This is a genomic window from Rugamonas aquatica, from assembly GCF_009380215.1.
Classification (GTDB): domain Bacteria; phylum Pseudomonadota; class Gammaproteobacteria; order Burkholderiales; family Burkholderiaceae_D; genus Rugamonas; species Rugamonas aquatica_B.
The window spans coordinates 163080-182997 of the sequence record NZ_WHUG01000001.1; the positions used below are offsets into that span (position 1 = coordinate 163080).

The 19918-nt window shown below is 66.8% G+C and carries 15 protein-coding genes; 7 read left to right on the plus strand and 8 right to left on the minus strand.

Features of this window, described 5'->3' with window-relative positions; translation table 11 throughout:
* The first annotated feature begins 259 nt into the window (after nucleotides 1–259).
* On the plus strand, nucleotides 260–997 hold the full coding sequence (locus tag GEV02_RS00790) for a COG4705 family protein (protein WP_174998960.1): 738 nt from the start codon (nucleotides 260–262) through the stop codon (nucleotides 995–997).
* A 29-nt stretch (nucleotides 998–1026) separates the two neighbouring features.
* Complete coding sequence (locus GEV02_RS00795) at nucleotides 1027–1431, plus strand: histidine kinase (RefSeq protein ID WP_152836058.1); 405 nt, start codon at nucleotides 1027–1029, stop codon at nucleotides 1429–1431.
* A gap of 5 nt (nucleotides 1432–1436) precedes the next feature.
* Here the strand turns inward: GEV02_RS00795 and GEV02_RS00800 are convergent, their stop codons facing one another.
* The 8 genes from GEV02_RS00800 to GEV02_RS00835 form a co-directional block, all read right to left on the minus strand.
* Entirely contained in the window at nucleotides 1437–2792 is a 1356-nt protein-coding gene (locus tag GEV02_RS00800; protein WP_152836059.1) for a sensor histidine kinase, read from the minus strand.
* On the minus strand, nucleotides 2768–3430 hold the full coding sequence (locus GEV02_RS00805; RefSeq protein WP_152836060.1) for a response regulator transcription factor: 663 nt from the start codon (nucleotides 3428–3430) through the stop codon (nucleotides 2768–2770). The genes GEV02_RS00800 and GEV02_RS00805 overlap by 25 nt, the downstream gene beginning before the upstream one ends.
* Nucleotides 3431–3433: 3 nt before the next feature.
* Nucleotides 3434–4027, minus strand: coding sequence for an undecaprenyl-diphosphatase (locus GEV02_RS00810; RefSeq protein ID WP_174998913.1), 594 nt, complete (start codon nucleotides 4025–4027; stop codon nucleotides 3434–3436).
* Between the two features lie 91 nt (nucleotides 4028–4118).
* Nucleotides 4119–5384 carry an MFS transporter gene (locus GEV02_RS00815; protein ID WP_152836062.1) on the minus strand — a complete coding sequence of 422 codons (1266 nt, stop codon included), beginning with the start codon at nucleotides 5382–5384 and terminating at the stop codon, nucleotides 4119–4121.
* A gap of 13 nt (nucleotides 5385–5397) precedes the next feature.
* Nucleotides 5398–7608, minus strand: a complete 2211-nt coding sequence (locus GEV02_RS00820) for a TonB-dependent receptor (protein WP_152836063.1) — start codon at nucleotides 7606–7608, stop codon at nucleotides 5398–5400.
* Nucleotides 7609–7620: 12 nt separating this feature from the next.
* On the minus strand, nucleotides 7621–9381 hold the full coding sequence (locus tag GEV02_RS00825) for an ABC transporter ATP-binding protein (RefSeq protein WP_152836064.1): 1761 nt from the start codon (nucleotides 9379–9381) through the stop codon (nucleotides 7621–7623).
* Nucleotides 9374–11107 (minus strand): ABC transporter ATP-binding protein/permease, encoded by a 1734-nt coding sequence (locus tag GEV02_RS00830; protein WP_152836065.1) that lies wholly within the window; start codon nucleotides 11105–11107, stop codon nucleotides 9374–9376. The genes GEV02_RS00825 and GEV02_RS00830 overlap by 8 nt, the downstream gene beginning before the upstream one ends.
* Before the next feature lie 3 nt (nucleotides 11108–11110).
* A complete protein-coding gene (locus GEV02_RS00835; RefSeq protein WP_174998915.1) occupies nucleotides 11111–15691 on the minus strand; it encodes a CoA transferase in 4581 nt (1526 codons plus the stop codon).
* Between the two features lie 289 nt (nucleotides 15692–15980).
* On the opposite strand from GEV02_RS00835, the gene GEV02_RS00840 reads away from it, so the two are divergent.
* Genes GEV02_RS00840 through GEV02_RS00860 form a run of 5 tightly spaced genes read left to right on the plus strand, consistent with a single transcriptional unit; the run spans nucleotide 15981 to nucleotide 19895 of the window.
* A complete protein-coding gene (locus GEV02_RS00840) occupies nucleotides 15981–16913 on the plus strand; it encodes a helix-turn-helix transcriptional regulator (protein ID WP_152836067.1) in 933 nt (310 codons plus the stop codon).
* 50 nt (nucleotides 16914–16963) lie between these two features.
* Complete coding sequence (locus GEV02_RS00845; protein ID WP_152836068.1) at nucleotides 16964–17971, plus strand: aminotransferase class I/II-fold pyridoxal phosphate-dependent enzyme; 1008 nt, start codon at nucleotides 16964–16966, stop codon at nucleotides 17969–17971.
* Nucleotides 17972–18001: 30 nt separating this feature from the next.
* Nucleotides 18002–19168: a molybdopterin-synthase adenylyltransferase MoeB gene (gene moeB / locus GEV02_RS00850; protein ID WP_152836069.1), complete on the plus strand. Its 1167-nt coding sequence runs from the start codon at nucleotides 18002–18004 to the stop codon at nucleotides 19166–19168.
* An 11-nt stretch (nucleotides 19169–19179) separates the two neighbouring features.
* Nucleotides 19180–19620, plus strand: coding sequence for a Mov34/MPN/PAD-1 family protein (locus tag GEV02_RS00855; RefSeq protein ID WP_152836070.1), 441 nt, complete (start codon nucleotides 19180–19182; stop codon nucleotides 19618–19620).
* A 2-nt stretch (nucleotides 19621–19622) separates the two neighbouring features.
* Nucleotides 19623–19895 carry a MoaD/ThiS family protein gene (locus GEV02_RS00860; RefSeq protein WP_152836071.1) on the plus strand — a complete coding sequence of 91 codons (273 nt, stop codon included), beginning with the start codon at nucleotides 19623–19625 and terminating at the stop codon, nucleotides 19893–19895.
* Nucleotides 19896–19918: the final 23 nt, after the last annotated feature.

The following is a 19918-nucleotide window of genomic DNA, read 5'->3' on the forward strand; positions in this document are numbered from 1 at the left end:
TCTGTGTTGGCTTATTCCAACGTGAATTTTTATATATTTTTAATTAACTTGACGCGGGTCAAGGCTATTAATTTGCTTGTTATTTGTATCGCGGTCGGCATTATGTCGGCGAGAATTTGTGCGCCATAAAAGCGACTATTAATTCCGACTTTTCCAGGCTAATGGACTGCTAATTGTCAGTCTCTATGATGGTCTGCACGCTCCCACTTCAACTTCGACAAGGTGTTGCATGAATCAACCAATTACCGCGCCCGTCGCCATGGTCAACAAGGCGCCGGTGGCCGTGCTGAGCTTTTGGGTCATCAAGATCCTGTCCACCACCGTCGGCGAGACTGGCGCCGACTATCTGGCGGTGAACGCCGGCCTGGGCACGGCCGTCACCGGCGGCATCACCGCAGCGCTGCTGGCCGCCGCACTGGTGGCGCAACTACGCGCTGGGCGCTTCGTGCCCTGGCTGTACTGGCTGTGCGTGGTGCTGCTCAGTGTGGCGGGCACCCAGATCACCGACGCGCTGACCGACCGCCTGGGCGTGAGCCTGTACCTCAGCACGGCCGTCTTTGGCGTTCTGTTGGCCCTGCTGTTTGCCGCCTGGTACCGCAGCGAACGTACGCTGTCCGTCACCACCATCAACACCGGACGCCGCGAACGTTTCTACTGGGCGGCGATCCTGCTGACCTTCGCGCTGGGCACGGCGGCCGGCGACCTGGCCACGGAGGAGCTGGCGCTGGGCTTCCGGCTGGGCGTGCTGGCGTTCGGCATGCTGATCGCGATCATCTACGCAGCCAAGCGCAACGGCGCCAATCCGGTGCTGACGTTCTGGCTGGCCTACATTCTGACGCGTCCGTTGGGCGCTTCGCTGGGCGACCTGCTGTCGCAATCCACCGAATACGGCGGCATCGGCTGGGGTGCAGTCAACACCAGCATCGTGTTCCTGCTGGCGATTGCCGCCCTGGTGGCGTTCGTGAGCAGGACGCCGCCTACCGTTCGAGCCAACTGACATTCATTTTTCAACCAAGAGGAGCAGACATGCAAAACCACATCTACAAGCGCGCCATCATCGCGGCCGTTGCGGCCGTCACCCTGGCGGTGGCCGCCATTGCGCCGACCAATCCGCTGTTGCCGGCCGCGCAGGCTGCCAGCAGCGCCAAGCTGGGCGACCTGGGGAAATTCCGCACCATCGCCCAGGACACGGCCAAGCTTGTCGATGCCGGCGACCTGGCCGGCGGCAAGAAACGCATCAAGGATCTGGAGACCACGTGGGACGAGGCCGAGGCCGGTCTGAAGCCGCGCGCGGCCGCCGATTGGCACGTGGTCGACAAGGCGATCGATCGCGCGCTGGACGCGCTGCGCGCCAGTCGTCCGGATGCCGCCGCCTGCAAGGCTGCGATGACGGACCTGCTGGCGGCGATCGACAAGGCGCAGGCGAAGTAAGCGCTTCAGCGGCTGAACAGGATGCTGGCCCGTAGTCCGGCCGGCACCTGCCGGTCAACATAGTCCAGCGTCACGCGCGCGCCCAGGCGGCGCGCCACCGCAGCCACGATAGACAAGCCCAGCCCCGATCCCGTGTGTGCATTGCCCAGCGCGCGATAGAAGGGATCGAACACGCGCTCCCGTTCTTCCGGAGCGATGCCGGGGCCGGAGTCGCACACTTCCACGCTGATGCCCTCCGCACCGGTCAGCACCGCCAGGTCCACGCGGCCGCCGTCGGGCGTGTGGCGGATGGCGTTGTCGACCAGGTTGCGCACCATCAGCAGCAGATCGACTTCGCTCGCCAGCGGCGCGGCGTCGATGTCGCTGGTGACGCCCAGATCGATGTTGCGCGCCTGCGCCAGCGGCATCAGGTCTTCCAGCACCAGCCGGAACACGTGCAGCAGCGACACGCGCTCAGCGGCCGGCGCTGGCGAGGCCTGAACGCGGGCCAGCGACAGCAGCTGTTCCAGCAGGTCGCGGCCGCGCCGCAGGCCGGAGCGCAGCGTCGCCACCTTGGCTTGCGCTGCCGGCGACAAATCGCTGTCGGCCAGCGCCTCGGCTTGCAGTGACAGCGCCGTCATCGGCGAGCGCAGTTCGTGGGCGGCGTCGGCGACGAAGCGGCGCTGCGCCTGCATGGCTTGCGCGACACGCTCCAGCAGTCGGTTGATGGCGGTAACGAAGGGGCGCATTTCTGACGGCAGGAAGTCCGGCGTCAGCGGCTGCAGTTCATGCTCGCTGCGGCGGTCGATATCGCCGGCCAGCGTGGCGATGGGACGAAAGCCGCGCCGCAACATCAGCACCACCAGCAATGGCAGCAGCGGCAGCAACACCAGCAGCGGCAGCAATGTGCGCAGGGCGCCTTCCAGCGCGATCTCGTCGCGCACCGCCGCCGCCTGGGCTACCGCCAGCCGCTCGCCGGTGGACAGCCGTTGCAACAGGATGCGGTAGGGCGTGCCGGCGATGGTGCGGCGGTGGATGCCGTCGGGCAGGGCGGCCAGCTGCTGCAACGGTTCGTCGGCCGTCCGCTGGTCCGGTGCCTGTACCGGTTGCGACGGCAGCAACTGCACCACCACGCGCGTCTCGTCGCCGCCGGCAAATGGATTGCTGTCTGCCGCGCGGAGCGGCGTCGCGACCAGCCGGTGCTGGTCGAACAGCGCGTGCACGTGGCGCAGCGTGTCGTCCTGCAGTTCGTTGGCCTCGTCATAGGCGGCCACGAACGACAGCGCGGCGGCCGGCACGGCTACCGCCAGGATGCCGCCGGTCAGCCACAGCGACAGCCGCAGCTGCAGCGAATCCTTCAGATGCTTTTGTCGACCATCCATCCGACCCCCCTGACGTTTTTGATGGCGCCCGCGCCGAACTTCTTGCGCAGCGAATGAATCAGGAATTCGACCGCGTTGCTTTCCACTTCCTCGCCCCAGCCGTAGATGCGTTCCTCCAGTTCGCTGCGCGACAGGATGGCGCCGGGACGCCGCATCAGCGCCTGCAGCAGCGCGAACTCGCGGTTCGACAGCTGCGCCGTGAGTTCGCCGCTGGACGCCTGGCGCGTGGCCGGATCAAGCGTCAACACGCCGTTGCTCAGCACCGGCGCGGCGCTGCCCCCCTTGCGGCGCATCACGGCGCGCATGCGCGCCAGCAGCTCGCTCATCTCGAACGGCTTGGGCACGTAGTCGTCGGCGCCATTGTCCAGGCCTTCGATGCGTTCATCGAGGCCGTCGCGCGCGGTGATAATCAGCAACGGCACTTCGTTGCCGGACGCACGCAGGGCGCGCAGCACGGCCATGCCATCCTTGCCCGGCAAGCCCAGGTCCAGCAGCACCAGGTCGTAGTGCTGGCAAGCAAGCGTGTCGAGCGCGCTTTGGCCGTTGCGCACCCAGTCGGCCGCATAGGAGGCGGCCTTGAGCGCCGCATGCGCGGCCGCGCCTATCATCGGGTCGTCCTCGACCAGCAGCACACGCATGGCTTACTCCCGTACCCAGCCGCGCTGGATCAATGGCCGGAACAGGCTGCGGTACACGCGCTCGGCCGGCGGGCAGACCAGCGCCGGCAGCGCGCCCAATTGTCGCGCCACGCAGGCGCCGATGGCGCCGATCAACAGCGCGCCGGCCATGTCGGCAGGGTAGTGGACCCCGATGTAGATGCGCGCCCAAGCCATCGGCACGCCCAGCAGGGCCAGCCCAACGCCGGCGCGGCGGGTCGCAGGGTGCAGACACAGGCTCAACGCCACGGACCACAGTAGCGTCAGATGGTCGCTGGGGAAGGAGGCGTCCGGCGCGTGCGCAACCCAGGCGTGGGCGATGCCGTCCATGAACGGGCGATTGTGGGGGAATATCAGGCCGGCCAGCTGCGCCAGCCCGAGTGCGACGGCGGCCGCCAGGCATGCCTCCAGCGCCGCCTGGCGCCAGGCCGGGCGGCCGCGCAGCCATCCCGTCACCAGCAGCAGTGGCACGGCCAGGATGGCCACCTCGGCCAATGCGATGGCGGCGGCCAGCACCATCGGCGGGGGCGTATGCGGCGCGGCCAGTAGCAGGAACAGATCGGTGTTCAGGGTAGTCATGGAAATCCAATGTGATGGCGGCACATGACTATAACCGCTCCGGCTTAGCTGACACTGAGCCGGAGCCGCACTGTTCATTTGTATCGGACTTTTATGTTCTCCCGGCCTCGTTCGGCGGCAGGCGTAGCAGCAGCGTCAGCGCGATCAGGAATGCGGTGGCATCGACCAGCAAGAACCGTATCCAGCCGATGTGCGCGATCCAGGCGGGCAGGAGCAGCAGCGTTATCGTCGCGAACAGGCGCCCCAGTCCGTACAGCAGCGCGTAGTCGGTGGCGGCGCGGCGCTGGTCGGCCCATCCGAGGATCAGGCTGGCCAGCACCACGTAGAGCGCGGCGGCTGCGGCGCTGCTGGCAATTGCCGCGGCGATCGCCAGATCCTGCTGCTGGTTCCAGTAGGCGGCGGCCAGCAGCAAGGTCGCGCAGATGCCGAATCCTGCCGCCCACCACGCCACTACGCGCGCCGGCCAGCGTCGGCACAGCCAGGGCGTGAACAGGCAGGCGATGGCGTTCGCCAGCGGCGTGATGGTGCCCAGCAGCCAGGCGATGCGCGCCAGCGGCACGCCCATGTCGGTCAGCAGCAGGCGGTTGAAACTGAACAGTGCCAGCAGGCTGCACGTGACGAGGGTGACGCGCAGCAGCCGTTGCCGCAAGACCTGGTCGCGCAGGGCCGAGCGCAGGCTGGACGGGTTGGCCTGTCCCGCCGCGTTGGCGCGATGAGCTGCCGTGCGGCCGCCGCGTTCCCGCACCGACAGGCTGCGCACCGGCACGCAGGCCAGCGCCAGTATGGCGGCGATGCACAACAGGCTGTCTTGCCATTGCAAGCGCGCGTATTCGCCGACGATGACGCCGCCGCCCACAAAGACGCCTATGGAAATCCCGCCCATCTTGGCCGCCGCCGCGCGTGCGCGGTGCGCGGCGTTGACGTGCTCGACGCAGAAGGCATCCACCGCCAGATCGGTGGTCGCCACCGCAGCGGTGGCGACGCAGGCCAGGATCAGCGTAGGCCACCATGACGTGGTCGGCATCGGCATGCCGGCCATGGTGACCACCGCCAGCAGCGCCAGTGCCTGCATGCTCAAGATCCAGCCGCTGCGATGCCGCAGCCATGGCCAGCGCAAGCGGTCCACCCAGGGCGCCCACAAGAATGCCAGGCCGAAGGGTATCAGCACCAGAAACAGCCCGCGCATATCGCGCAGGGGGATGCCCTGGCCGCGCAGCACCGGTCCCAGGCCTTGCAGAAAGCCCATGATGGTGCCCAGCGCCAGGTAGATCACCACTATCGCGCCGAGGATGGGCCAGGTATGGCTTGGGCGCGCGGCCGGCGCTTTGACGGCGCCGTCTACGATCGTGTCGAGCATGGCGGTCCTTTCCTTAAAATTGTTTGATGGCGCCGAGACCGAGCTCGCGGCCTTGGCCCGGGCGGACTGAATTCACGCCGGCCGACCAGGCTTGTCCGGTCATGGCGTAGGTCCGGTTGGCGAGGTTGTTGGCGTAGGTGTAGAGGTTCCAGTCCCGATGTTGCCAGCTCAGGCGGGCGTTCAGCAGCGCGTAGCCGGGCAGGTAGAAACTCTGCTTGATGTCGGCGCTGCGCTGGCTCACGAACTGCCAGCCGACGTTGCTTTTGAGCTGACCGGCAAGTCCGAACAGCCGGGTGTCGGCGGTGTAGTCGGCAGCCAGGTCGATGCTGTACTTGGGGACGTTGGGCAGTGGGGCGCCGCTCTTCGCGCCGGACAGGTGTTGTGGCGGCACGTGGGCCAGCTTGCCGTTGGTGTATCCCAGGCCGGCGCGCAGGTGCAGACGCGGCGTGGCCTGTGCTTCCAGTTCCAGCTCCGCGCCCTGGCTGCGGTAGTCCAGCGATACCGGACGCAACAGCGCCTGGCTGGGATCGAAGACGACCAGGTGGCCGTTCTTCACGTCGTTGTAGAACACGGCCGCGCGCACATCCAGGCCGGCCGCCAGCGCGCGGGATTTGAAGCCGGCTTCGTAAGTCCAGTTGCTGGATTCGGGGAAGGCCGGCTCCAGCTTGCCGCGCGGGCTGCTGGTGGACAGCGCCGAGTAGCCTGGAGCGGAGGCGCCACGTGCCGCTGTGGCGTAGAACAGCGTACCACGCTTGTCGTCGTGCGATAGTCCCAGCCGTCCGGTCAGGAGATTGGCGTCCAGTTCTTCCCTGCCGTCAAAATGCGGCACGACCATGGGATTGCCGTTGCCGTCGAAGACATAGCTCGCGGACTTGTGCTCGGTCGTGTAGCGCAGGCCGGCGATGCCGCTGATGTTGGCGGCCAGTGGCACGTTGGCCTCGCCGAACAGCGAGGTGCTGCCGGTGCGCGTGCGGTTGTACTGGCGGCCGTTCTGGGTGCTGACGAAGCTGAACGCGGCCGGCGAGGCGCGCGCCACGGTCGTGTTGTCGAAGTCCGAGCGGAAGTAATTCAGGCCCGCCGTCCATTGCAGCGCGCTGTCGGCCGGCGCGTTCAGGCGCAACTCCTGCATCATGGTTTTTTCATGCAGGTTCATCGAGCTCATGTCCGCACCCGGCACGTTGAATGTTGCCGCCGGCCGGTGCGTCATGGCGACGCTGATCAGCGCGTCGCTCAGGTCGAAGACCTGGCGGTTGCTGGAGTCCTGGTAGCTGCTGACCGCCGTCAATTTGAACAACGGGAAATCGTGTTCCAGCCGGATGCTGGCGCCGCTGTCGCGCCATTGCCCCAGCGTCTCGGTGTCTTGCGCGATTTGCGGAAAGGCTGGATTTTCCCGCCAGACGAAGCGCGACACGCTGCTGCGCGTCTGATCCTGGAAGACCATCGCGCTGACCAGCGTGCGGTCATCCACGCCCCACAGCAGCGAGGCGCGCGCCACACCCAGGCGCACGGCGCCATCCCTGGTCCCGGTCGAAAGATTCGGTATCCGGCCATCCTGGTCGGCATAGCGCACCGCCAGCCGCACCGCCACTTTGTCCGCCAGCGGCGTGTTCGCCACCACATCGGTGGATACGTGGCCGTGTTCGCCCAACTCCAGCGTGGTGCTGAAACTGCGCTTGAACTCGGGCGCGTTCGGGATGATCTGGATCGCGCCGCCCTGCGTGTTGCGGCCGAACAGCGTGCCTTGCGGGCCGCGCAGGACTTCGACCCGCTCCACATCGAGCAGGTTGGGCGAGGCGCCGGTGGCGGCGCGCGGCACGTCGTTCAGGTACACCACGACCGAGCTGTCGTCGCTGGACAGCGGCATGAAGGAACCCACGCCGCGTATGGTGAACACGTTGCTGTAGGTTGTCCCCAGATCGACGAAGCTGAGATTGGGCACGCTGCGGGCCAGGCTGGCATTGCTCTGGCCGGGGCTGATGCGCCAACTCAAGTCCTCAGCGGTGAAGGCTTGAAGGCTGATCGGCACCGAGTAATCGGGCTCGTCATGCCGTCTGGCGCTGACGTTGATGGTTTCCAGTTGCTTGGTTTGAGCGGTTGAAGCGGGCTGCGGGTCGTCGGCCCTGGCTGGCTGGATCAGGGCCAGGCCGATGCCGAAGAGGCAAGGGCCGGCCAAGCGGAACGGAATACGGGACGACAACGGATGCTGCCAACTATCTGCACTCATACTGCATAACCTTTATGTGGACTCATTGGAAAGAAGGCGCGCGTACGCGCCCTGACGCGCCAGTAATTCGGCGTGATTGCCTTGCTCGACGACGCGCCCGTGCTCCAGCACGAGAATGCGGTCGGCCTGGCGTATCGTGGACGGGCGGTGCGCGATCAGCAAAATGCCGTGTCCGGCGCGCAGGGTGTCGAGCGCCTTGTGCAGGGCCAGCTCGCCGACGGTGTCGATGTGCGAGGTTGCTTCGTCCAGCACCAGAATCGGCGCCTGTTGCAGCAGCGCGCGCGCAATCGCGATGCGCTGCGCCTGGCCGCCGGACAGACGGCTGGCGCGCACGCCGCACGGTGTGTCGTAACCCTGCGGCAGGCGGCAGATGAAGTCATGCGCCTGCGCCAGCCGGGCCACCCGTTCCACGTCGGCCATGCTGGCGTCGGGACGGCCGAGGCGGATATTGTTGGCGACGCTGTCTTCGAACAGGTAGACATCCTGCGGCACATAGGCCACCGTCTGGCGCAGCTTGGCCAGCGACAGGTCGCGGATATCCGTGTCGCCGATGCAGATCTGTCCGGCCTGCACGTCGAAGAAGCGCAGCATCAGCTTGCCGCAGGTGCTCTTGCCGACGCCGGATGCGCCGACCAGCGCGACGATCTCGCCGGGCCGCAATTCGAAATCTACGCCGTGCAGCACCTGGCGCTCCGCATAGCTGAAGCCGACCTGACGGAAGTTCAGCGTGGCGTTGCCGGGCGTGGCGTGGCCGGTGTCCGGTATGCGCTCGGGCAGCTCCAGCACATGGAGGATGCGTTGCGCCGCCGCCTTCAACTCGCCCAGCTTGCGGGCGCTTTGGGCTAGTTCGGCCAGCGGCACAGCAGCCGTGGCGGCCAGCACCAGCACCAGCGGCAGCAGGGCGGGAGGCACGCTCAGGTTGAGCACCAGATGCCCCGCAGCCCAAGCCACCAGCACGACCGCGCCGGCTTGCAGCAATTCGATGGCTGCCTGTTCAAGGCCGGCGCGGGCGGCGTACTTCTTCTGCGCCGTCTGCAAGCTCTGCACGTTCGACGCCAGCTTGTGCAGCCAGCGGTCCTCTTGCCCGAACACGGCGAATTCCTTCCGCCCCTGCAAGCCTTCCGCCACGTCGGCATTGAGCCGCGACTGCACGGCCGCCAGCTGCCGGCCCTGGACTTCTGCGCGCCATCCCAGCCACAGCGGCACGGAGGCCAGCAAAGGCAGCAGCGGCAGCCAGGCCAGCGCCAACAGCGGATCGATCAAGGCCAGCAGCAGCAAGGCGAACAGCGGCAGCAGCACGGCCGCCAGCAGGTCGCCGAGGAAGTGGGCGAAGAAGTGTTCCATCGTTTGCGCATCCTGGGTCGCGATGCTGGCCAGGTCGCCGCTGCGGGTGCCGGGCAGCGGGGCGGCCCGCTCCAGACCGGAGTAGATGCCGACTTGCAGGGTTTCGATCAGCGCGAAGGCCAGCCGGTGCGACACGTCGGCCTGCCACCAGCGCGCCAGCGCGCCGGCGATTACCGTCGCCGCCAGCGCCACCAGATAGAGCGGCTCCGGCGCCTGGCCGGCGCAAGCGAGTCCGGTCAGCCAAGCGCCCAGCGCCAGGCAGCCGATGATGCCGGCCTGGGACAGCACGCTGGCGCACAACGTCAGGCTCAGCAGGCGGCTTTGCGTGCGCGCCAGCTGCACCAGCGCCAGATAGGCGGCGATGCGTTCGCGCCATGCGGGCCGGCCGCTGCGGCTCAATTGCGGCGATATGCCTAAGACCTCATCCATGTTCGGCTCCCGTTGTTTCGGTGGTTTGCTGGGCGGCGTACAGGCGGGCGTAGGCCCCGTTCCGCGCTATCAATTGCTGGTGGTTGCCCTGTTCGACGATGCGGCCGCGTTCCATCACCAGGATGCGGTCGGCGCGTTGCAGCGTATCCAGGCGATGGGCGATGACCAGCAGGCTGCGCCGCCCGGTGTAGCGGGCGATGGCGGCGCTGATCGCTTCCTCGCTGGCCGCTTCCACATGCGCGGTGGCTTCGTCGAGCACGAGGATGGGCGCGTCCTTCAGCCACGCCCGCGCCAATGCCAGGCGCTGCCGCTGGCCGCCGGAAAGCGCGTTGCCGCGCTCGCCGATCTCGGTCGCGTAGGCTTGCGGCATGCGCAGGATTTCCTCGTGCAGGCCGGCCAGACGAGTCGCCTCATACATGGCCTCGATGCTGGCGTGCGGATCGGCCAGCAGCAGATTGGACGTGATGGTGCCGGAGAAGAGCGTGCTGTCTTGCAGCACCGCGCTGAAGTAGGCGCGCCATTGCTCTTGCGAGTAGCGCCGCATGGACCGGCCGCCCAGGCTGATCTCGCCCTGTTGCGGCGCTGCGAAGCCCAAGGCCAGCGCGGCCAGCGTCGATTTGCCGGCGCCGGAGGCGCCGACCACGGCGACGAATTCCCGCTCCCCGATGGTGAAATTCAGGTCGCTCACGGCCGACTCGGCGTTGGCGGGCCAGCTGAAATGCACGCCTTCGAAGCGCAGCGCATACGAGGTCGACGCCGTGCTCGGTTGCGCTGGAGGCTGCCATTGCGGCGGCGTTTGGGTGTGAGCCTCCAGCAGCGCGGTGACCGGCTTGATCGCGCTGGCGGCGCCCCAGGCCGTGTGGAAGCCTTTGTCCAGGCTGTCGAGCGGGCGGAAGCTTTCACGCGCCAGGAACAGGATGATGAGCAGGCTGTCCAGAGCGAGGCTGCCGTTCGCGCTGCGCACCACGTTCATGCCCAGCACCAGCGCGACCGCGCCCAGGCCGAACAGCCCGGTCAGGCCGTTGCGCATCAGGACCAGGTACAGCACCGACATCGCCTGCTGCCGCAGCGCGTGCGCGTGGCCGGCCAGCACACGGCGTCGGGCCGCGCTGGCGCCGCAGGCCTTCAGGGTTTCCACGCCCTGCAGGCTGTCTTGCAGATAGGCGGCGAAGCGGCCCATGCTGCCGAACAAGCCGGTGGCCTGCGGGCGGCGCCAGCGCAGCCAGAGCCGGTCGGACACGGGCAGGGCGAGGGCGCACACGGCCAGCACCAGCGCCGAGGCCGGGTCCAGCCAGGCCAGGTAGGCGATGATCGCGCCGCAGCCGAGCAGTGCCCCGAACAGCGCCGGAATATAGCGGCTGTAGTAGGTCTCCAGCGCTTGCACGCCGTTGATGAGCGTGTTTTGCAACTCCGCCTCGTTGACTCCGGCCGGCGCCCGCAGCGCCGGTTCAAGCAGCTCGGCGCGCAGGCGGAACTTGACCGTTGCGGCAGCCCGTTGCGCGGCGCGCTCGCTGATCCACATCAGCAGCGTGCGTACCACGGCCAGCGCGGCATACGCGGCCAGCCACACCAGCCAGTCGGGATCGCGCTGGTACAGTGCGCGCACCGCCATCGCCAGGCACAGGGCCTGGGCGACGTAGCTGGCCGTCACCAGCAGATTGCTGCCGATGCAGGCCAGTATGGCGGCGAGGAAGCGTTGCGCGAGGCGCCACAATGGAAGGTTCATGGTCTATGGCTCCAGGTCGGCCAGGATGCAATGCACGGGCAGGCCCTTGAGCGCGCGCAGTTGCGGCGTCTGGAATCCTTGCTGGCGCAGAAGATCCTGGAAGAAATCGGCGCGGTAGCACTCGCCCGCGCTGGTCAGGCCCAGCATCTGCGCGCCGAACAGGCGCTGCATGGTTTCGGTGTGCGGCGCGGCTTCGCTCAGCATGAAGTCGCACAGCACCAGGCGGCCGCCGGGTTTCAGGCAGGCGCGCGCGCGGGCCAGCAGTTCGCGGCAATGCGCCGTGTCGAAGTGGTGCAGGATCTGGCTCATGATGACCAGGTCGTATTTGTCCGGCAGCGACAGTTCGAACAGGTCGGCGGCGACAAAACTGGACCGCTCAGCCATGCCGAATTCCTGCGCTTGCGCTTCGAACTTCGGACGCGATGCCGGCCAGTCGACGCCGCACACGCTGGCATCGTCGAACTGCTGCGCCACGGTGAAGCCGTAGATGCCGCTGCTGCACGCCAGGTCGAGGATGGCGAGCTGCTTCTCGCCCTGGCGCCAGTCCTTCAGCAAGCCGGACACGCGGGCCGCCGTGGTGCGGCTGGTGTTCTGGATGCCGGCCGCGTATTGCTCCCAGTACGGATGGTTGGCAATCTCCAGGCTGGCCGGCAGCACGCTCTGGCCGGCCACCACGGCGGCTTTGAAGTCGCGGAAGGTTTCCCACATCAGGTCGTCGGTGTAGACCTGGGACAGGCCGCCGACGTAGTAGGCCGAACTGCGCACCAGGAAGCGCTGCGATTGCGGCGTCAGCGCGTAGTCCTTGGCGGGCGATTCGGCTGCCAGCAGTTTCAGGCCGGCCAGCGCGTCCAGCAGTACGCGCATGCCGCGTGCATTGGCGCCGCTTTCCTGCGCCAGCTGGACGGAGGTCTTGGGGCCGCTTGCCAGCAGGTCGAACACGCCCAGCTGGATGGCGGCGCGCAGCACGCCGGCGCGTTCCACCCCGGTCAGTATTTCGAGGATGGACTGGGCCGACAACTCGCCCGCCGGCCGTGGCTCGGCTTCGGTGTGCACGTGCTTGAGCAGGGCGGCCTTGTCCACTTTGCCGGACGGGGCGATGGGGAATTGCTCGTGGTAGCTGACCGAGTCTAACGATTTATACCGTTCCAGCCCCAGGTCGTTCAGCAGGTAGTGGTTGAGCGCCGCCATGTCCGGCGCGGTGGCTCCGCCGCGCAGCACCAGGCAGGCGTGCAGGCGCAGTTGGGTGGAGGTTGCCACCGGCAGCAGCACGGCGTCGGCGATGGAGGCGTGGCCGTGCAGCAGGTTTTCAATCTCCGGCAGATTCAGCTTGATGCCGGAGCGCACCACCGTGTCCGCGCGGCGGCCGACGATGCGCAGGCGGCCGTTTTCGTCCAGCATGCCGCGGTCGCCGGTTTTTACCCAGCCTTCGGGATCGCGGTAGCGGCTGTCGAGGTCGGGGGCGCCAAAATAGCCCATCGGCGTCATCGGACCCAGCGCCCAGATCTCGCCTTCCTGTTGCGGCGGCAGCGGCTGGCCCTGTTCGTCGACGATACGCACCGTCACCACGCTGCTGTCGGGAATGCCGACGGTGTTGACGGTGGTGTCGAAATCGTCCTCCAGCGCGGTGTGGCAGGCGACGCCGTCGGCCGAGCCGTAGGATTGAATCAGCGCGCAACCGATTTGCGTACGCACGCGCCGCGCCGTTTCCGCGCTGAGCGCCGAGCCGCCGCTGACGATGGCCTTCAGCGCGGGCAGGCGGAACGGCTGGTCCCCTTGCAGCAGTTCGCAGTTCAGCAGCATGTCCACCATGTTCGGCCCGGCGAACATGTGGGTGACTTCGCGCCGCGCCGCCAGGTGCAGCACCTGTTCGGGCTGGAAGCGTTCGCAATTGATCAGCGTGCCGCCGAAGGCCGCCAGCGCGCACGAGGTGCCCAGCGAACCGAACGGCGACGCCAGCGGCACGCAGAACAGTGCGCGCATGTCGGCCGGCCGTGCGCCCAGGCTGGTCAGGTAGTTGGCCTGGCCGCCCAGCAGGTTGTTGTGCGAGTAGGCGATCAGCTTGGGTTCGGATTCGGAACCGGACGAGGCGATCAGGCGGGCCGCGCCGTTCGGGTCTATCGTGCCTGCGCGGTAGTCGTAGGCGGGCTGGTCCCAGGCGGCGTCGAGGTCGCCCCAGTCGCCATACTGCGTGCCGTGCACCAGCACCGCTTGCAGCTCGGGCAGATCGGCGCGGATGCCGTCGATCAGCGCTGCGTAGTCGGCGTCGCCGACCTGACGTTGGCAGATCAGGACTTTGGCGCGGGATTTCCTGAGGATCAGGCGGCTCTCGTGGGCTTTGCGGCCCAGCGGGAAGGGCAGGACGATGGCGCCCAGTGCGGCGGCGGCCATGTCGGCCGCGCAGCCGCGCCAGCCATTCGGCAGGTTGACGGCGACCACGTCGCCGCTGCCGACGTTCAGGCGGGCCAGCGCGGTGGCCAGGCTCAGGCTGCGCGCGCGCAGGGCGGCGTAGCTCAGGCTTTCATCCTGGTCGCAGACGGCGATGGATTGCGGGCGTTCGTTGCAGTGCTGAAGGAAGGATGCAAACAGGTCCAGGTTTTTGTAGATGCCTGCGTCGGCCCAGGCTTGCCGTTGTTTGGCGTCGACCATATCCGTGACGTTGGCGGAGGAGGCTGTGCTGTGGTTTGTCATGGTTGGATAGATGTGTGAGTTGATGGAATTTGGCGAAATAGTCCAGGGGTTTTGAAATTGCAATAAACCGTTTTGCTGGTTTGCCAGCCCTGCGAATTGGACGTGGCCGATCACCTCGGCGGCGTTCATGGCGACGGCTTCGGCCTGCATGCCGTGCCGGCGCAGTTCTTGAAGGTTGTCGGCGCTGGACCGGGCTTGTAGCGCTTGTGCGAAGTCATCGGCAAGATCGGCGTCCGGCGCCGATGCGGCCAGCCGTCTTGCGTAGCTGGCTGCGTCCTGGCCGGTGATGCGATCGAGCATGAGCCAGCCGTCGCTGGTGGCGTAGCCGCGCGGCAGCGCCAGCAGGCGGTTGACGGTGTTGGCGTCGGCGCAGCCGCCCAAGGCGCGCTGGTGCGATTGCGACTCTGCCGCGACCAGCATGGCGGCCGCGCCGGCCATGGCCGAATCCAGATGCAGCACCTGGCCCCGGCTGGCCCGCGCATACAGGGCGGCGACGATGCCTTCCGCCGTCGCCGCGCCGCCGAGCACGTCGATGATGGTCAGCAGCGTGCCGGATTGCGGCTGGCCTTCTGCGGTGCGCAGCAGGCTGGCGACGCCGCTGTGGGCCTGGATCATGAAGTCGGTGCCGACCGGATCGTCCGGCTGCGGCGACTGGCCCGTGCCGGAGGCGCTGGCGTAGATCAGCGTCGGGCAGGTGCGCGCCAGATCGGCGGCCGTCAAGCCCAGTTGAGCGGCGCGGCCGGGCGCCCAGTTGTGCAGGAACACGTCGGCCTTGGTGGCCAAGTCCAGCAGGCGCTGCCGTCCGTCGGCCGCCTTCAGGTCGAGTTCCAGGCTGGTCTTGCCCTGGTTGATCGCGGCGAAATGCGCGGAGATATTTCCCGCCAGCGGAGCCAGCGCGCGCATCGGATCGCCGCCCGGCATTTCGACCTTGACGACGTCCGCGCCCAAGCGGTGCAGCAGATGCCCGGCCAGCGGGCCCTGGATCAGGCGGCAGGATTCCAGCACGCTGAAGCCGGCCAGCGGCAGTGCCGGCGAACCCTCGCAGCGCCTGGCGGCGAGGGCGGGGGAGGCTGCGCCCACGGGCTCGAACTGCCACGGGCCGCCGTGCATCCAGCGCTCGCGTTCGGGATCGTCGCTCGCAACGGAGGCTGCCTGGTGCAGTGCGCACACCGTCACGCCGGACTGCGCCGCCATCGTCTGCAAGTCTTCGTACAGATGCGTGCCCGCGCAACGGAACAATCCGGCCGGCAAAAATGCCCTGGCTTGCGTGTAGCGCTGCATGAAAGGCGCCCAGCCGCGCCGCACGTCGTCGGGCTCGGCGCCGGCCGCTTGCCAGAAGGCGCGCCAGCTCTCGGCGCTCAAGGCTTCCAGCTCGAAGCGGATGCCGTCGCCGCTGGCAAACGGTGGGCTGCGGTCGTCGGCGCGGTTGCGATCTAGCGCGATTTGCCCCGCATGGTCCATAGCCAAGTATTGATTCATCGCAAAGAGCGCGCATTCAGCTAGGTTAAGGTTCAGGCCGACGTGGCCACCGTGCTCCCGCAGCGTTAGCAGTGTCGCCACACCCGCGCACATCGCCAGCGATGCGCCCAGCGTGGCCAGGTAGTCGATGCCCAAGGGCAGGAACTCGCCGGAGGCGCGCTGGTGCCAAGCCGTCATGCCGCTGGCCGCCTCCAGCAGCGCAGCGCTGCCGCCTGTCTGTTGCGGCCAGGCCCGCAAGCACAGCTGCACGCTGGCGCCGCTGGCGTCGCCGAGGGTGGCCAGCAGGGCGCCGGGCTGGAGCTGGCCCGGCGCGACGATCACCTCGGCGCCGAGGATGGTGGCGCGGCGGCGCAGGGCGTCCTGCAGCGGCTGCAGATCGTCGCCGGCGGCGCCGAGGCGCAGCCGGATTCCCGTCAATGGAAGACAGCCTGCCGCCACGTCTTTCTGAGCAAGCTGCGTGCTTGTATGAACCATGCTGCGACCCTTATGCGCGGTGAAAAGAAGGTGCAAAGTTGTATATATTGCACATTTTGTAAATATAAATGAAAATGAGAATGAGTGTCATTACTATTACGTATTCAATCCGGATGATTTCGTATGCGATTCGTAGAAGGCTCTGCGCAGCGCAGGGATTTGTCGTTAGGCTGCGCTTAACGTTATCAATTTGGATTGTCTTTTCTCTAATGCAACCTGAGGATTTCCATCGATGCGTACGTTGTTAGAGTCCGATGCCGCCAGCGATGGCGCGATGTCGAAATCGGCCTGGGTGGTCGAAGCGGGCCACCTGCCGGCAAATGAAGTGAAGCGCTTCGACTGTGAAACGGGTTTCTCCGTCGTCAGTTCGAGCGTGCAGACCAGCCAGGATCAGATGCAAGCCTGCGAGTACGAGGGCAGGGAGCGCAACCTGGTGCTGACTTTCGGCCTGGAAGGCGATTCGGAATTTCGTGACCGCAGTGGGGACAACCTGTATTTCCGCAGCGGCTACACGACAGTGTCGTCCTACATCAAGGGACGTGGCGAGCGCTGCCATCCGGGCCAGCGCCCGGTGCGTCAGTTGCGGCTGATCGTCAGCGAGAGCGCCTTGCTGCGCTATGTGGGACCGGAGCTGAGCTGGCATGTGCTGCGGCCGGCGCTGGCGCGCAGCGAAGGCACCAGCCAGCTGAGTTTTGGCGCGACGGCGGCCAGCATGCATTTGCGCGCGTTTTCGGACGTGCGTTTGCTGGGGCAGCAGAACGACCTGGGCTTGCGGATTCAGGCGCTGAGTCTGCTGGCCGAGCAGTTGCGGCTGCTGACACCGCCCGCACGGCCCGAGGGGCGCTTGCGTGCGGAAGAGATGGACAAGCTGGCCGGGCTCGATACGTTTATGCGCGCCAATCTCGACCAGCTGTTGAGCATGGCGTCGTTGTGCGCGCAGACCGGCCTGAGCGAATACAAGCTCAAGGACGCTTTCCGCAAGGCCTACGGCGTGAGCCCCGGACAACGGCTGCTGGAATTGCGGATGCAGCGCGCGCTGGAATTGCTGGAGCGGGGACAGCAGGTCGCGCAGGCGGCCTACCAGGTCGGTTACCAGCATCCGAGCAATTTCAGTGCGGCGTTTGCCCGCTATTTCGGCAAGCCGCCCAAAGCCGCGCGTTGCTGAACCGGGCGAAGAATTACATGAATCTGCCAACCTAAGTAAAGGAAGTAACCATGTCACGCGATGTGCTGTTGAACTTTAACGAATCGCCCTTCGGCCTGTTGCCGGAGGCTGCCAGCGCGGCCCGCCTGGCCGTCGGCCAGTCCGGCCGCTACCAATTCGTGCTGGCCGAACAATTGCGCGAAGAGATAGCCGCATGGCACGGCGTGCCGCTGGCCTGGGTGTCGCTGTATCCGGGCTCGAACCGGGTCTTGCATTACGCGACGATGGCGTTCACCTCGGCCACGGCGCCGCTGGTGGTGGCCAGCCCGGGCTATGCGGTGTGCGAAACCGCGGCGCGCCTGGCGGCGCGGCCGGTGCGCAAGATTCCGCTGCGCGCCGACGGCTCGCACGATGTCGAGGCGATGTGCGCGGCGGCGCCGGCCGGCGGCTTGATCTACGTCGCCAACCCGAATAATCCGACCGGCAGCATCACGCCGCATCGCGATCTGATGGATTTGCTGCGCAAGAAAAATCCCGTCACCACGCTGCTGATCGACGAGGCTTACCTGGAATTCTGCGACCAGCCATCGCTGGTCGACCAGGTGGCCAGCGACGCCAGCCTGATCGTCACGCGCACGTTTTCCAAGATACACGGCATGGCGGGATTGCGGGTCGGCTACGCGATTGCGCAACCGGCTTCGCTGTCGCTGATCCACACCGTGCCGCCGCACGACATTTCCGTGCCGGGCGCGGCGGCGGCGCTCGCCAGCCTGAAGCAGAGCGAGGCGCTGGCCGAGCGCAAGGCCATCATCCGCCGCGTGCGCGAGGCCTTCATGGCCTGGCTGGACCAGCGCGGCATCGCCTACACCGCGTCCCAGGCCAATTGCATGATGTTGCAGATCGGCCGTGACGGCAACCAGCTGGCGCGCGAGCTGGCGCAGCGCCACAGCATCCACATCGGCCGCAGCTGGCCGGAAGCGCCGGACTGGGTGCGCGTGACCATAGGCCTGGACGAAGAAATGGAAGCGCTGCAATCGGCGCTGGAATCGACCTTGTTCGCCGACGCCGTCGGCGCCTGAATTTTTTATATCTCGATAGGAAACCGGAAGATGAAACTACCTCCTCTCGTCACGGACGGGCTGGCGCTGGACCAGTCCGAAATGACGCGCTACAGCCGTCACGTCCTCTTGCCCGAGATCGGACTGCGCGGTCAACAACGATTGAAAGCCGCCAAGGTGCTGGTGATCGGCGCCGGCGGACTCGGTTCGCCCGCGCTGCTGTACCTGGCTGCGGCGGGCGTCGGCGTGCTGGGTATCGCCGACTTCGACCGCGTCGATGTCAGCAATCTGCAACGCCAGATCATTCACCGCGTGAGCTCGGTCGGTGAGGCGAAAACCGTCAGCGCCCAGCGCGCCATACGGGACTTGAATCCGCACGTGGAAGTGCGCCTGCACGAAGAAGGGCTGAACAGCGAGAACGCGCTGGCGCTGGTGGCCCAGTACGACCTGATCGTCGACGGCACGGACAACTTCGCCACCCGCTACCTGGTCAACGACGCTTGCGTGCTGGCCGACAAGCCCTATGTCTGGGGCTCCATCTACCGCTTCGAAGGCCAGGCCAGCGTGTTCTGGGAAAACGCGCCCGGCGACATGGGGCGCAATTACCGCGACCTGTATCCCGAGCCGCCGCCGCCGGAACTGGCGCCATCGTGCGCCGAGGGCGGCGTGCTGGGCGTGCTGTGCGCGGCCATCGCTTCCATCATGGCGACCGAGGCGATCAAGCTGATCACCGGCGCCGGCACGTCGCTGCTAGGCCGTCTGGCGGTGTACGACGCGCTGGAGATGAGCTACCGCTTCCTGCCGCTGCGGCGCGCGCCGGATCGCCAGCCTATCACCGCGCTGATCGACTACCCGGCGTTCTGCGGCCACCGGCCCACCGCGCCCGCCGCGCATGACGTGCCGGGCATAGCGCCGCGTGCCTTGCAGGAATTGCTGGCCGGCGGACAGCCGCTGACCCTGATCGATGTGCGCGAGCCGAACGAATGGGAAATCTGCCGCATCGAAGGCGCGCAGTTGATCCCCAAGCGGCGCATGCTGGATGACGGCATTGACGAGTTTGACAAGTCCGGCCAGTTCGTCGTGTATTGCAAGGGCGGCGCCCGTTCGCGAGAAGTGGTGCGCGCCATGCAGCAAGCCGGTTACGGCGGCGTGCGCAATCTGGACGGCGGCATCCTGGCGTGGATACGCGCTGTCGACCCAAGCCAGAGCCTGTATTGACGGAGCCGCGCATGTTGACCCTGCCTCGCGAGATCGTCGACGCGATTCTGGCGCAGGCCGGCGCCGCCCACCCGCTGGAGTGTTGCGGGATCGTCGCCAGCCTGCCGGATGAAAGGCCGCCGTATCGGCTGATCCCCATGCGGAATATGGCGCAGTCGGAAGAGTATTTTGAATTCGCGCCGCTGGACCAGTTGAAGGTCTGGCGCGGCATGGACGCGGCGGGCGAAGTCCCGCTGGTGTTCTACCACTCGCACACCGCGTCGGCGGCGTATCCCAGCCGTAGCGATATCGCGCATGCCGCCGCCTATCCCGAAGTGCATCACCTGATCGTCGGCACCGACCCGCGCTTTCAGCCCGCGCTCCGAAGCTATCGCATCGCCGACGGCCGCGTGTCGGAAGAGCCGGTCGTCGTCGCCGACGTTGCATTGTCCACCCCATACATTGAAGGTTAATCATGTCTGTACAAGTACATCTGCCCACCATCATGCGCACGCTGACCGAGGACCAGAAGACGGTCGTCGTCAGCGGCACCTCGATCCAGGAAGTCATCCACGACCTGGAACGGAATTTCCCCGGCATGCAGGGCCGCCTGATGCAGGACGGCCAGTTGCACCGCTTTGTGAACATCTACCTCAACGACGACGACATCCGCTTCCAGCAGGGACTGGCGTCGCCCGTCAAGCCTGGCGACGCGATCACCATTTTGCCGGCGGTCGCCGGCGGTTGATCGGTGTCCCATCCATCGATATC